The sequence below is a fragment of the Nostoc sp. ChiSLP03a genome (genome assembly GCF_034531215.2).
Taxonomy (GTDB): domain Bacteria; phylum Cyanobacteriota; class Cyanobacteriia; order Cyanobacteriales; family Nostocaceae; genus Nostoc.
Genome location: NZ_JAVRBQ020000142.1, coordinates 17,913 through 31,759, shown reverse-complemented (window position 1 = coordinate 31,759; position 13,847 = coordinate 17,913). Strand labels below are relative to the sequence as shown.

General features: G+C 38.3%; 12 protein-coding genes. 4 read left to right on the top strand and 8 right to left on the bottom strand.

All coding sequences use genetic code 11. The features are described from left to right. Positions 1-599: 599 nt before the first annotated feature. The 5 genes from RMY32_RS23555 to RMY32_RS23535 form a co-directional block, all read right to left on the bottom strand. The gene (locus RMY32_RS23555) at positions 600-1,181 is read right to left on the bottom strand and encodes a hypothetical protein (protein ID WP_322713432.1); all 582 of its coding nucleotides are present in this window, start codon (positions 1,179-1,181) and stop codon (positions 600-602) included. Positions 1,182-1,259: 78 nt separating this feature from the next. Next, complete coding sequence (locus tag RMY32_RS23550; protein ID WP_322713431.1) at positions 1,260-2,330, bottom strand: GTPase domain-containing protein; 1,071 nt, start codon at positions 2,328-2,330, stop codon at positions 1,260-1,262. A gap of 69 nt (positions 2,331-2,399) precedes the next feature. Further along, on the bottom strand, positions 2,400-3,776 hold the full coding sequence (locus RMY32_RS23545) for a DUF4407 domain-containing protein (RefSeq protein WP_322713430.1): 1,377 nt from the start codon (positions 3,774-3,776) through the stop codon (positions 2,400-2,402). Positions 3,777-4,192: 416 nt separating this feature from the next. Continuing rightward, on the bottom strand, positions 4,193-4,498 hold the full coding sequence (locus tag RMY32_RS23540) for a hypothetical protein (protein WP_409883832.1): 306 nt from the start codon (positions 4,496-4,498) through the stop codon (positions 4,193-4,195). A 435-nt stretch (positions 4,499-4,933) separates the two neighbouring features. Then, complete coding sequence (locus RMY32_RS23535; protein ID WP_322713429.1) at positions 4,934-5,725, bottom strand: hypothetical protein; 792 nt, start codon at positions 5,723-5,725, stop codon at positions 4,934-4,936. A gap of 154 nt (positions 5,726-5,879) precedes the next feature. Here RMY32_RS23535 and RMY32_RS23530 point away from each other — a divergent pair, with 154 nt between their 5' ends. The 3 genes from RMY32_RS23530 (at position 5,880) to RMY32_RS23520 (ending at position 9,625) form a co-directional block, all read left to right on the top strand. Then, a complete protein-coding gene (locus RMY32_RS23530; RefSeq protein ID WP_322713428.1) occupies positions 5,880-6,779 on the top strand; it encodes a hypothetical protein in 900 nt (299 codons plus the stop codon). 14 nt (positions 6,780-6,793) lie between these two features. Further along, positions 6,794-8,716, top strand: coding sequence for an Hsp70 family protein (locus RMY32_RS23525; RefSeq protein ID WP_322713427.1), 1,923 nt, complete (start codon positions 6,794-6,796; stop codon positions 8,714-8,716). 84 nt (positions 8,717-8,800) lie between these two features. Beyond that, the gene (locus tag RMY32_RS23520) at positions 8,801-9,625 is read left to right on the top strand and encodes a M90 family metallopeptidase (RefSeq protein WP_322713426.1); all 825 of its coding nucleotides are present in this window, start codon (positions 8,801-8,803) and stop codon (positions 9,623-9,625) included. 277 nt (positions 9,626-9,902) lie between these two features. Here RMY32_RS23520 and RMY32_RS23515 read toward each other — a convergent pair whose 3' ends face one another. The 3 genes from RMY32_RS23515 to RMY32_RS23505 all read right to left on the bottom strand — a co-directional run bounded on the left by RMY32_RS23515 (position 9,903) and on the right by RMY32_RS23505 (position 12,045). Further along, positions 9,903-10,163 carry a hypothetical protein gene (locus RMY32_RS23515; protein WP_322713425.1) on the bottom strand — a complete coding sequence of 87 codons (261 nt, stop codon included), beginning with the start codon at positions 10,161-10,163 and terminating at the stop codon, positions 9,903-9,905. Positions 10,164-10,810: 647 nt separating this feature from the next. Continuing rightward, positions 10,811-11,266 carry an EVE domain-containing protein gene (locus tag RMY32_RS23510; protein WP_322713424.1) on the bottom strand — a complete coding sequence of 152 codons (456 nt, stop codon included), beginning with the start codon at positions 11,264-11,266 and terminating at the stop codon, positions 10,811-10,813. 134 nt (positions 11,267-11,400) lie between these two features. Beyond that, entirely contained in the window at positions 11,401-12,045 is a 645-nt protein-coding gene (locus tag RMY32_RS23505) for a class I SAM-dependent methyltransferase (RefSeq protein ID WP_322713423.1), read from the bottom strand. Between the two features lie 128 nt (positions 12,046-12,173). Between RMY32_RS23505 and RMY32_RS23500 the strand changes: the two genes are divergently transcribed. Then, positions 12,174-13,832: a glycosyltransferase family 39 protein gene (locus RMY32_RS23500; protein ID WP_322713422.1), complete on the top strand. Its 1,659-nt coding sequence runs from the start codon at positions 12,174-12,176 to the stop codon at positions 13,830-13,832. Positions 13,833-13,847 lie beyond the last annotated feature (15 nt).

Sequence of the window (13,847 nt, the reverse complement as noted above, 5' to 3'; positions counted from 1 at the left end):
CCTTCTGCGGCATATTTAACAGCTTTTTCCAATTCTTCTCGGCTCTGTTTAATCTCAACTTGCAATTTGAGACCCATTACACTTTTACCAAATACACCCTTGTGAATAATTTAGCGCAGCTTCATACAGAAATGGTATAACGTAGTCATGAGGGTTTCAGGCTGTAAAAATCGGTGAGGTTTAAATGGTACAGCTTTAAGTGTGCATCCAATTGGTCAAAATCTCATTTTCGGGTAAAAGTTGAAAATTTTTCTGAAACTCCCTCTGGATAGCGTTTTCAGCCGTTGCATGGCGGCTCATAGCAGCTTCGCTACTTTCTCCCCTAGTTGCAAGTTTAAACAAACTTAAAGCTTGAATTTACTACTTATTCCTTTCTTCCTTCTGCCCTCTGCCTTAAAGCGCGTAACCTTTCATCATCACCAAAAGTTGCCAAGAACCATAATCCTGGTTTGTAAATGTCTTGATTGCAGGTTTGAGCGATTAGTATTGCAGGTCGCTACACCTAATGCTTCTCTATATAATCAAGCTTCTTTTGAAAATCTTTTTTTTGTATTGGTGACAAACAATATTATGTTGCTCAGGTCAAGTAATTCATCACTCTACACCTCATGTTGATCTTGATAAAAGGTTCTAATATTTGCTATTAAGTGAGGAAGTCGTCGACTGGAAATTTTATCGCCTGTATAAAATTGGGAGTTTTTTTCTAAGATTTCGAGTACAGCATTGAAAATATCAACTTTAAGTTTTTCAACTTTTATTTCAGATAATTGAACTTCTCTATCTAGGTCATTTAAATAGGAAATTGCTTGTGGATTGTTTTTAATTGATTCAGGACTAATTTCCACAAGAATTGAGGAAATATTTCCCTTGCTTGCAAGCGGTCTGAAAATTACTGATGCTAAAGACGATTCCTGTAAAAAGCCTTGAATCAACTTCATTCTTGGTGCATCTGGATGCTTAGAATGAGTGAGTATAACTTTCCCACAAGATACATGAACTATCTTTTCCCCAGATAGGCTATGAGAATTGTAAAAACTTCTGATGACTTCCTCTATTTGCTGCTTGTCTTTTTCTATCCAGTTGTAATCAGGACAATACGATACATCATCGTATTCAAAATCTTCACCTTTCTTCGTGATACCAACTTTTAAAACAAAAACACGATTTTGTTGAGAGTCCATAAGTAGAATATTCTAAGTTTCAAGCTCTAGGACAAATGAAAAAATTCAACACTTTGCAATAACTTTTGACAATGCGCCTTAAGCCTGCATTGTGTGAGATTCTAAAAGTGAAATATTTCTCAATGACCAGATTCCACTTTTTGTAGGATTATTCTGATCGGGATCAAAATAAGCTTTACCACTAGTGTGTAAATCTCTAATATCTTCGAGTAAATCATCAACTAGCAAATTGCTACCTGCCTCGTTAGGCATAATCTCCATTAGTCTGACTTTGGGTAGAGTTTTAAGTCGTGCGTAAATTACCCACAGGAAAGAAGCCGCGCTCCCATAAGGTTCATAAATTTGTCCACTTTCAGCAAGATAGGTTGCAAAATCTAGAGTGTCACCCGTATTCACAAATCCAAGACTTGTACATGGGAAAACTTTGTTAGGAACAATAAGCTTTGTAGCTTTAATGAATCTAAAGAAAGTGTGATAAACTTGAAAGACTGCTCTAGTATTTACAGCTGGCTTTACAAATTTATTAACTACTTCCCCTTTCCTTATCCGTAACTGTTGTTCAATTAAACTATAGTTTCCTCCATATTTATTATCAAGTTCTGCTTCTAACTTTTCCAATTCCTCTTCTAATCTAGGTTTGATTCTATGGAGTTCAGGTAATAAGTCTATTTGATTCAGCACCAAAGCCATAGGAATTCGTTCATTTCCTTTTAGGGCTTCTCTCGCAAAATTTAACATCTGCCCCAAATGTTCTTTACTTCTCTCAGCTTCTTGTAAATTTCTTGGAGCTTTAACAATAAGAATCAGACCATCATAATCTTCGATTGTACTAATTAACTTCTGCGCTGTTTGCGATCCGCTCTTTTGGTTAAGAGCTTGACCTTCAACATCTGTAATCTCAATATCAACGATTTGATCCATTCCTTTGGTTAAAACCATAGAAGAATCAATCAATCCCATAGTTGAAGAAATCGATCCTACTTCTATCCCAGTCATAATTTCATGGGTGTTTCCAATCCAACTTTTTTCTGTAAAATTTTTGTCTTGTAGAGCAATACCTCTAGGACCAATGTCATAACGAAGTTTGAACAGGGAGCCTAAATAAAAAGTTTTACCAACACCAGAGAAACCAAGTACCATAAACTTCATAATACTACTCCTTGTACACTGCAATGGATAATTAATTTTAAATCCAACTTTTTGATTGATACTTTCGATTTATCTATTTGTATTATGACTATTTGAATTACCGTTTCCATGAGAACTATTAGAGATATAGTTATTTTGTTGCTCTACCATTTCTAGCTTTTTTTCAGATAAAAACTTTTTGATAATGTCTTCTACTTCCTGTTCTATTACATTATCACCGTTAGCATATTTGATTAGAACGCTGCCCATTTTCTCTGAAATTTCCTTAATTAATTCAGATTTTACTTGCTGCCAGTCTTTACTTGAAAAAGTTGCCTCGAGTACTTCAGTAAAGGAAGCTTGATTTAATTTTGCCATCCTTTGACGCGACTTTTCATAAGCTTCCAAATTTAAATTTGAATCCAGTTGTTGCTTTTGTTTTTGACTGTTAATATATAAGTTTATTTCATTATTTATTATCTCTTTTATTGCTTTAGATTTTTCAGAATAATGACTTGAAACGGCTCCTTCTTTGTACGCAACAATCTCATCATAAGGTCCACTCTTAGACAAAACTTTAACTATTATTGGAGACGTTTCAAGAACAATGAAAATTAAAGTAACAAACAGATCTGCAAACTTTACAATCTGAGCTTCTCTGCCTAACTCTTCAAGAGCTTGAATTTTTTTTAGTAACCCTGTCGAATTGCTCTGGGCTGTTCTCCAATCATTTAATTTAGAACCTTGATATGTAAGTAATGGAGATAGCTGTTTATCTATTTGCTGAATTTCACTATTAAGCCCTTTAATATCATTTTCTAGTTGAGCTATTCTTTCTTTCTTCGATTTGGCAACAGGACCATCACCAAACTTCTGTGTTCCGCAGGTACCTTCTATTTCACAAATAAGATTGTTGGCAAGTGTATTTTTTTCATCTTCATATTTTCTTTTTCTACTTTCAAGATTATTTCTTCGCAATTGTAGCTCAACAAGATCTGTATTTTGAGAAAATTTTTCTGCTGCTTTATTTTCAGCTTCAATATTATCATCTTTAATTTTTGCTATAATTTCTCCCTCAAAAAGTCTAAGCTCAAGCGGCTTTGAAATAGTTACTGCTATTACTAACGCGAGGAGCAGACGAGGCGTAACAACTGCAATCTGACTCAAAGCATCTCTCTTATTTTTAATTTCCTTGTTTTTTATATTTAAAACAAAAATTCTATCTAAATTAAAAATACCAAGACCCCATATAAAACCGAAGATAACAGCTTCAAGCCTTGTTAAAAACACTGTATAAAAAGCATAGCCGCCTGAAAGAGAAGCTAGAAGTGCTGTAAAAAGTACTGCTCCTCCAATTGCTGCGTATTTATTTCTTTCAGTAGAGCATTCCTCTTTTGCTATGATTTCCTGATCAACTCCAGCACAAAAGAAAAAAAAATTTTGGATTTTATTAGGTAGTCTAGCCAACTTGAAGCACCTCTCTAACAATAATTTTTAGTTCGGATAATCAAGGCTTCTGGCTTTCCTGCTACACCTCTTTTTATCCAATGCCTTGTTATATAAAAAAATCTAAAACTATTTTTATCGTATCCTTGCTCACACCAATACCCCGTTCTTCTCTGAGATTTTTTCTTACTATATTTGTATTAAACAGTGGGCTATTTTATAGTTATTAGTCAATATAAAATTATAATAGTATATTTACTTAAAGCTTTAAGTAAAGTTTATATGAAGAGTATGAGAATTATTGGAACATAAAACCATAATAACATTGTATAATTACTGATTCAAACGTGATTTTTTCAACATATTTTATATCAAATTATGGTTTTTTCTATAGCTGCAAGCCTTGCCATTATTGCCATAAAAGAATATCGCTACAATTATTGCCGTTGTGATAATTTCTGCTGGTTTGGATTGCGCGATCGCTTCCCGAGTTTCTCACAAAGTCTGAAAAAAGAAGTGTGCTGGTAACCCAACTTTGACCAATCCAAAGTACTTGCATCACAACTGCTGTTGGTCAACAGTTGGGCGATCGCGTTGAGTGCCTCCCGCATCGTCCGCCTTGAAGGGGTGAAATGAGCATCCATGCAGAAACTTACGCTAAGGACTTGATAAGCCACTTTCAATCTGCGATCGCCACGGGTAAGACTGTACCAATTGAAGTCTCGGAAATTTAAGAGCTTCAAACCCTTACTGTACCGTATTAAATTGTTGCACCAAATAATCTAAACTTCAATTGATACAGCCAAAACAAGCTTTTTTTCCGTTTTTTGGTAAAAAGAGCAATTTTATTTTTGTAAGCCTTTCCTAGCAAGACTTACAGCCATTGCGTGGCGGCTCGTGTCAGACTCGCTACTTTTACCCCTAGATCGAAAACTTTTGTTGACGAAAGAATCAGGGTTTCAGACGAGGTTTTGATGTTGACGATCGCGAGCGATGTCTACGACGAGCTGCGCCTATACTTGTACTGCACTCTTAAACCACCAACAACGCTCGTTCCTTGAAAAGCAGACTCTAACAGGATTCCGGCAAATTGTGTTTCTAAACTCTAATCAACGGCTGGTAAGGGTTCTGGAAAACTTTTCGGCCTACTGACAGTAACAGAAGCCAATTATCTGATTTCAGACAATTCGAGTTACTTGCTGATTCACACGGGGACGGCCAAAGCGTTCCCAAGCACTCCCTCCTCGCAAAAATAACTCTAAAAAGCGCAATGGTTCTCCTGAATCGCCTCTTGACCAACCAGAACTACCAGGAGCAAAGGCTAAAGTTCCTTCAGACACCTTGAAACTGCCATCAGAATACACTGCATCACTAACCACATCTCCAATTCGGATGACGATCTTGCTTTGAGGCTCCAAGTTAACTGTATGGGCCCCAATAGTTGTTTTAATATTGCCGTAGCCATCAATCCAGGCAATGCGATCTGGTGGAACATCTGGAATTTGCTCGCTCTTGAGGCTATCTCCCAGAATACTAAAATCTTCATTCATAACCGCAGCCGCAGCCGGAGGAAATACATCCCGCGAGCGAAACTGCGATCCACCACGGGAAACGTTGACTACTCGCAACTCCTTTGTATGGTCTTTGATAAAGGAGAGGGTGTAGCCTGCATTCACACCCACTACTTTTACACCATTGGATAGAAGGGCATAAGTTAGCCCTTCACCTTCATTATCTCGACGAGCTTCAGGATCGTCCTGACGAGGGGCACAGTTGTGATAAATTAGGCGATCGCTAGGGCCAGGGTTGAGTCCGAGTTGGGCAATCCAGAATCCCGTTGCTAAGGTACTGAATGCTGGAACCGAAAGCAAATGAATTTGAGCATCGGGAAAAGTCATCAGCAGACGTTGTGTGACTTCAGTAAATGCCGGATCTCCTGTACCGTAGTCTGCAATGACGCAGATAAACATTCTGCTCCTCCTTTTGATGGGGTAATTTGCAATCAACCTAATTCATAATTAATAATTATGAATTATTTCGTCATTATCTGATTACCGGGTGAAATGAAAAAAACGAGTGTTCATTTCACTTCTAATTAATAACGTTAAAGTCTTAATCAATGCAATGAAAACAATTACTTCACTTTTTAGCGAAGAACGCAACCAACTTCAGACAGATATTGATAACACAATTGGTATTGAGCAAATAGTTAAACTGGTGCAAAACCGACTCGATAATCTCGAAAGAATTTACATTGAAAAGCTTAATTTGGCTCAAGTTCGTCTGGCTTCCTTTTTCTTGGATACGCTGCAGCAGTCCATCGCCACTCTGGCTGCGGCTAACTATCTTCAAGTTGCTCCAACCGAACAAAGGCAAATTCCTAATACAGGGACAAAGTTGTTTAGTAGCAGATTAATCCTGAAACTGCTAAAGGGACTAATTTATATTGGCATCTTAGGTTTGTTGTTTTCTTTAACTAACACTACCCCAGGTGCTTGGATGGCTATCTTATTAACTTCTCTACTTATCGGACTAGAAATTGTACTTCAACTCGAATCAAACAACCAGCAAAATAATTCTATATCTGAAGAAGTATTGGAATTACCTCAACCGATTCTTCGGGTTGATAGCAAAGTATTTCTAGATCATCTTGGCGATGCTCTCAACACTATCGACCTAGCAGTGGCTAGAGTAGAAGAATCAAATAAACATGAAGGCGATTTAGCAATAGAAGAACTGCCAGAGTTATTGAATTTTCTCCAAAGACTAATGGGCGCATCCAAACTTGATAAACCCCAAATGGCTTATGAACTGGCGAAACTTCTGCCACAGATTTTAATGTCTCAGGGAATTAACGCTCAAATTTACCGATCGAATAGCGATCGCGAATATTTTGATTTTGAGCCAAGTATTGACCCCGATACCAAAGAACACGTGACTCTAACGCCGGCTTTGTTAAAAGGCGATCGCTTGATTCGGCGCGGTAGGGTAATTGAACCAGCATATTCCTCTGCTAGAGAATAATAGACAATAAAAGTATGGAAATTTTAGAAACAATCGGTTTTGATTTGGGACACGGTGAAACAGCTGTAGCTAAAGCGATCGTGGAAAGCATCGAACCCCCCCAGATGTTGGAGATTAATAACAAAAAAAACCAAATTACAGCTCTTGGCTGGCATCCCAAACTTGGTTATCTAGTCGGGGAACAAGCATTAATTCAAGCTGGTGTTACCCAACTGACAATCTCTTTCAAGCAAAAACCTAACAACGATCTCAAATATCGGGAAACAATCAGCACTTTTGTAGCAACCTACTACCGCCTTTTGAAAGAAAGCAAACAACTTGCAGGTGGGGAAAGTAGCTATTTTTACATTGGTTGTCCTTCAGGATGGTCAGTTAGCGATCGCACCGAATACCAAAAGCTACTTCAAGAAGCTGGCATTCCCCAACTAAATGTTGTACCGGAATCGCGAGCTGCTTTCATGCAAGCCAAGGAAGCCGGAAAGTTGGAGTATGACAAACTTTTGGCATCGGTGCTAATTGTCGATATTGGTTCTTCAACCACAGATTTTACTCTGGTTAAAAGCTTAGAAGAGATCCCGATAGATTTCGGGAGTAATACTTTGGGTGCGTCTTTGATTGACAAAGCTATTTTTGCCCAGACTCTTGCCAACCACGAACAAAAAGGATTACTCGAAAAAGTATTTAAAGAATATCCTCATCACCAAGCTCGTTGTGAACTTGCTTGCCGCAAAGCTAAAGAAGATTACTTTTCTAATGAACAGTTATACAGCGATCCTGAATCCTTTGCGCGTGGCTTCGAGTCGATCAACGAACAGATTTATTTTATTCCCCAAGTGAATAAATTGATGCTCGAGGAAATTTTAAATCAACCCTTACCTGAACTGGAAAATCATAGTTGGATTAAATCATTTCGCGATTCTTTAACCAAGGCAAAAGAAAAGCTGGAAAAACTTGGAATCGTGCCCAAACTTGTACTGATGACTGGCGGTGCATCTCGAATGAAGTTCACGCACGTTCTTTGTCAGCAAATGTTTCCCGAACCAGAAACGCTGCTTCGCCCCGATCCAGAACCGGAACGGTGCATTGCTATGGGTTTAGCACGAGTAGGACGATGGGATCTGCGTGCTGCTGCTTTTAAGCAAGAAGTGAACAAACTATTTACCTCGAACCAGCTTAAAGGTTTGATTGAAAGGCATATTCCAGAGTTAATCGAATCACTAACTAAGCCTTTGGCGGATGGCTTGATTGTCAATGCAGTTAAACCAAGTTTAAAAGATTGGCAAAAAAACAAAATACGGACTTTAGCCGATTTGGAAACAGCTTTGATCGGTCGGGCAGAACAGTGGCTCAAAAGCGATCGCGCCGTGCAGATAATTAATCATCAATGCGCATCTTGGTTTAGCAATAAAATCCAACCCGATTTAGCCGCACAAACCGATCCAATCTGTCGAAAGTTTCACATACCTAGAAGCAGCTTAAGGTTCCAGGATAGTATTGACCCAACTTTTATTAACCCAGAATTACAAATTGGAGATGCTATTCTGGCTGAGACAGTAGCATTTATCGTCAATGTAGTAATTGGCGGAGGCGCTGTGGCTAGCATTATCACTCTCATCCTAACTGGGCATTTAACCTGGCCAATTGCACTAGTATATGGAGCTTCGTTGATGGCAGCAGGAATGGAGCTAAATCGTAAGGGTGTTCAAGAAGTAATTAAGACAAATGTAGATGTACCTAGTTGGATTCGTTCTAATTTTTTGAACGACAAAAAAATTGAGGATATATGCGAGCAAATAAAGCCTGAGTTAGAGAAAGTTCTTCAAGAACAACTGACAGCAAATCAAGAGGCTTTTGACAAATTGATTGTCAAAGTTGAGCAAGGACTTCAAAACAGCCTTTCTGCCAAGGTTCAATCTTGCATAATTCTGATTCAATAACGGTAGTTAGCAACCCGCAACAATAACAATTATTCTAAACTTTCTGCTTACCAGTGAATAAATATGTAAGCTGCTCAAAAGTCAATGATTAAAATCATAGTTTTCTTTTTCCTCATTGGGCTGATTATCGCTGGGATTTTACTCAATCCAATTTTCGTAAAAAGGCGAAGAAACCGTCTCAAACATCGTCCTTTTCCTCCACTGTGGAATGCCATTATTGAAAATAATCTTCCGATTTATCTCTGTCTTTCTCCCGATGAACTCAGACGACTTCAGGGACATATTCAAGTATTCTTAGCAGAAAAGCAATTTATTGGCTGTAGAGGATTACAGGTGACAGAAGAAATGAAACTGACTCTTGCAGCTGTCGCCTGTTTACTTCTATTAAATGAACGTGGGCAGTACTTCCCCAGACTTCGTTCAATTTTGGTGTATCCCAACGCCTATTTTGTTCAGGAAACGAATTCTGTCGGAAAATATGTTGTTGAGGAAAAGCGTGTGGCAAGACTGGGTGAATCATGGACAAATGACCAAGTAGTAGTGTCTTGGGAACAGGTGAAACAAGACATTAATAACTGGAGAGATGGACGTAATGTTGTGCTTCATGAATTCGCCCATCAGTTGGATCAAGAAGATGGTAAAGCTGAAGGAGTTCCGATACTGCAAAACAACTCAGATTATGCTATTTGGGCGAAGGTGATGACAGAAGCATATCAGCAACTTTGCAATGATGTTCTACAAGGTGCAAAGACGGTAATGGATAGCTATGGCGCAACAAATCCCGCAGAATTTTTCGCCGTAGCAACTGAAACATTCTTTGAAAAACCGCACCAATTGTTATCCGAATATCCGGCACTTTATGAGCAACTGCAACTTTACTATCAATTAGATCCTGTGCAATGGGCTTAAACTACGACCATGAGCTACTAAATATAACCTCAGCTTCAGAATTGCATGAGTTGAAATAGCAGCCTTGTCATTGAGGTCGGAGCTATTAGTGGGGATCGGCACTGGTTTTCTTCCGGCTCTACGAGCTAGTCAGCTAAATTCTGTTACAGCTTTACGTAGCACGTAGTGTTCGCCGCACATGAATTACCCCACCTGATTTTAAAATTCAGGTGGAATAGTTCATTTACTTAAAAGATTTAGACAGCAAAGCTGTCTCTAATTGCTTCCTACTTGCTACCTATGAATACTTCAAGATTCCATCAATATTCTCGATTCCGCGAATCCGAATTGATGTTAAGTTGAATGTGCCATTTATTCTACGACAGCTTGCTGTTAAAATATCTCCAGAAACACGAATGTTCCGACAAGAATTTTGATAAGTACTAGGAGAGGTTGGCCTTGCAAAAGCAGCATCAATGGGAATTGTAGCCAACATCGTACTACAAACAGCAAGAGTTATTAGACGTGGTGACTGACTTAGCTTTGTGAGATAAGACACGAGTATTCTCCTTTGAGAAATTGAGTTTTATCGCTATCAATACCTTCGCAAAAAATAGAGGTCGTCTAGCTTTTTGCAAAATAGTTTAACGCCAGACCGTGGTTGACTGTTAGGCAAAACGTAAAGCCCTAGTCCAAACGGACACGATACTATAAATTCCTTCTACAAAAACCACACAGGATTTTACACGCTTGTTTTTGCTATAAGGCAAAAATAAGCGTGTAAAATCTTAGGTTTGATCTAGACCAATAGTCGTAAATTGGCGAAGGTATTGATTGCCATGAATTTCGTTTATTAGTAGAAATAAACCGTCAATGCTTAATCTACTTAATTCAAATTTTATAAGAATTAATCTACAAAATCAAGGCAATACAGCTTGTTTCTAAAACATAACTACAAGAATTATGTTTTGATTGTATTAACTTTTAAACGTCCAACAGCATTTGTAATGCTCAATAGTAATACTAATTGTTTTTAAGATTGCAATATATCAGATTCACCCAGACCTATAAGGAAGATGGACTGTAAGTATCATATTTGGAAAACATTTGGAGAAAGGCTCGTATAAATTGGGACTTTCGTACAGAAGACTAAGAGTTAAACTTTCAAAGATTTATTCAACCCTTCAAAATTAATGACATAGATTACTAGGAGGTTTTCATCGCTAGAATCTTCAAAGCCACTGCTTCAGGGACGGGCATCACTGATAATCGATTTCCTTGTCTCACCAACATTAACTCTTCGGCGCTAAATTTATCTTTGAGTATTGATAGCAAGATGGGGTTAAAAAAAGTTTCAACAAATTCCACTACAACTGTTTGCCACCGAGGCGATTCAGAACTTGATTTGGGGTCGTAGTATTTACTTTCTGGTTCAAACTGGGTCAGGTCAGCAATATCTTTTTTCACTACACGCATTAACCCAGCAATACCGGGATTATTAGTGCCGGAGTGATAGAAAAAAGCTAAGTCTCCTTCATCCATTTGGCGCAAGAAGTTGCGAGCTTGATAATTGCGAACGCCGTCCCAGATAGTCTCTTTCTGCTGTTGGAGGTCAGCAATACTATAGGCTTCTGGTTCTGATTTCATTAGCCAATAATTCATCTACAGAAATTATCTATATATAAAACTATTTTAATTTTGAGCAGGTAAATAAGTTCGTAGTAAGGACTTTAGTCCTTATTTTCTAAGCACCAAAATGCTTACTACAAACCCTCTTGCACTAGTGAATATTTGGCTTAACTGCGGTAAGCTATGACGGCATAAAACGGATCTCCTCCAGCTGCACCCAACCACTGTAAGATATTCGGTAATGTTGATTTATGAGCTATAACTTCTGCGGTTGTAAATCCTGGAACTGAGGCAAAATAAGCTTTGACTAATTCTACTCGCTGCGCCTCTGAAGCCTCCCGCCAAGCTTGAATCGCCTTTTCAAAAAACATTCGGTTAGAAAAGCTGATAATTGCGACACCACCGGGTTTTAGAATACGGTAAATCTCGGAAAATACTGCTTCTGGATATTGCACATATTGCACAGATACGCAATTGAGAACAGCATCAAAGTCTTCATCTGGTAAGGGTAGCTGGGGATTTTCGTTAAGATTTTGCACAAAGTAATGATTTAAGCGGGGATTTCGTGCTAATTCCTCAGCGTTGAGTCCGTGTCCTTCCACATGGTCAAAGTGCATCTCTTCTGGTAGATGAGACACCCAACTGCTCATCATATCAAAAATACGGGTGTTGGGTTTGAGGCGATCGCGGTATAAATCCGTTAGCTGTTGAATAAATCCTTCATCGACATGGGTGACGAAGCGAGGATAGGCATAGAACAGTTTATCGTCTGTGTCATCTAATTTCAAGCGCTGATTCGGTCTTAACTGCATAAATCTCTGTTTTGGAGTACTGTTTCCGAAATTTGCGGCAATTTCAGATACTTTTTCACAAACACTATGTAACATATTTTAATAACAGCAACATACCTAAATAGCAGCATTCAATTTTTATCAATTTAATGTTATATAAACTACACTTCTTACAGCATATTTGGCGACAAATTCGCCTAATCGCATCATTACCCTATTTTAGTTTGTTAGTTTGGATACTGCCCTTATTACTATTTACTTCTGGACATAATAGCCTGATGGCACATGATGAAGCACTTTACGCATCGCGTGCGCGTCTGATGTTTGATTCTGGTAATTGGATAGCTCCTTGGGAAACAGCACATCATAAAACTCCTGGCCCTTATTGGTTAATTGCCAGTTTCTACAAGCTGTTTGGTATCAGTGATACTAGTGCGCGTCTTCCTAGTATGATTGCAGGCATTTTTAGCTTGTGGCTTGTGTATGAAATTGGCAAAATTATGCTAGGCAAAAAATTAGGTTGGTTAGCTGCTGTAATTTTAAGTGTGGAATTTCTCTGGCTGCAATACTCTCGTTTAAGTACACCTGATGTACCGATGGTTTTCTTGGTACTTTTAGCTATTTTGTCTTTAATCAAAACGGAATTACATCCAAAATATCGCTCTTGGTGGAGTTTTCTAGCTGGTTTAAGTTTAGGTTTAGGCTTCTTAGTTAGAAGCTTTATGATTTTTTTGCCAATTATAGCTTTATTACCTTATTTAATTTGGGAACATCGCCGTCATCGTCATCTTACTAACCCAATTTTATATTTAGGTTTTTTCGTAGGTTTAATACCTACCTGTGTTTGGCTGTGGTTAAGCTGGCTGCACTACGGAAATAGTAGCTTTGAAGAGTTACTCAAGTTTGTTGTACAACTAAGTTCTGAAGAGCGGAAACATAATGGGCTACTATTCTATGTCTGGAATATTCCTGTAAACGCATTTCCTTGGGCTTTTTTCGGACTTGTAGGTTTGTATTTAACTCTCCGTCGTCCCATTCCTCGTTACCAGTTAATATTAGTTGGCTTTCCACTTGTTTTATTTGTAGAAATTAGTATTTTTAGCACTCGTTTATCTCACTATAGTCTTTGCCTTTATCCGTTTATTGCTTTGTTTGCATCTGTGGGTTTAAGTTGGTTAGGCAATATTTACCAGACAGGAATTCCCCCACAATCACCTCTTCAAAAAAGTAAAAAAAAGATATTGAACCTTTTTGCCAGAAATCATCTTCCCCGAAACCTCAGTTATGGCTTGGGTGGATTAGGTATTTTACTTTTTATAGCGAGTATTGGCATTTTTAGCTGGGGTAGTTCTGATATCCGCAAGTATGCAAGTATTGGCTTGGCTATGGGCTTGGGTTGGTTAATTTTACCTGTGGTGTGGATTGCTCGTTACCACTTTGATAAAAAGGTTCTCACAGCGCGTTATTGGATTGCAGGTTGGTTGATTCCTTGTTGGCTGGCCTTGGCGGCGATAGGTAGCATCGGTCTGTTAAGTGATTATAACTCTGGTTTAAAAACTTTTTTACAACAAAGTGCGATCGCTTCAATTCTCCAATCTCATCCTACGTACTATGTGGAGATGGACGCTAAAACAAAAGTATTACTTAATTTCTATCTTCCTACTCGTCCTCAACCAGTAGTCTCTATTTCCCAAGTACCAGCTTTGAGCTATGCTTGGATCTATGCTAACCAGCCCTCTAAATTATCTAGGTCTTACCGCATTATCGGTACAGTCAATGAGTACCAGTTAATTCAAGTTCTTCCCTAAGACATTATATTCAAG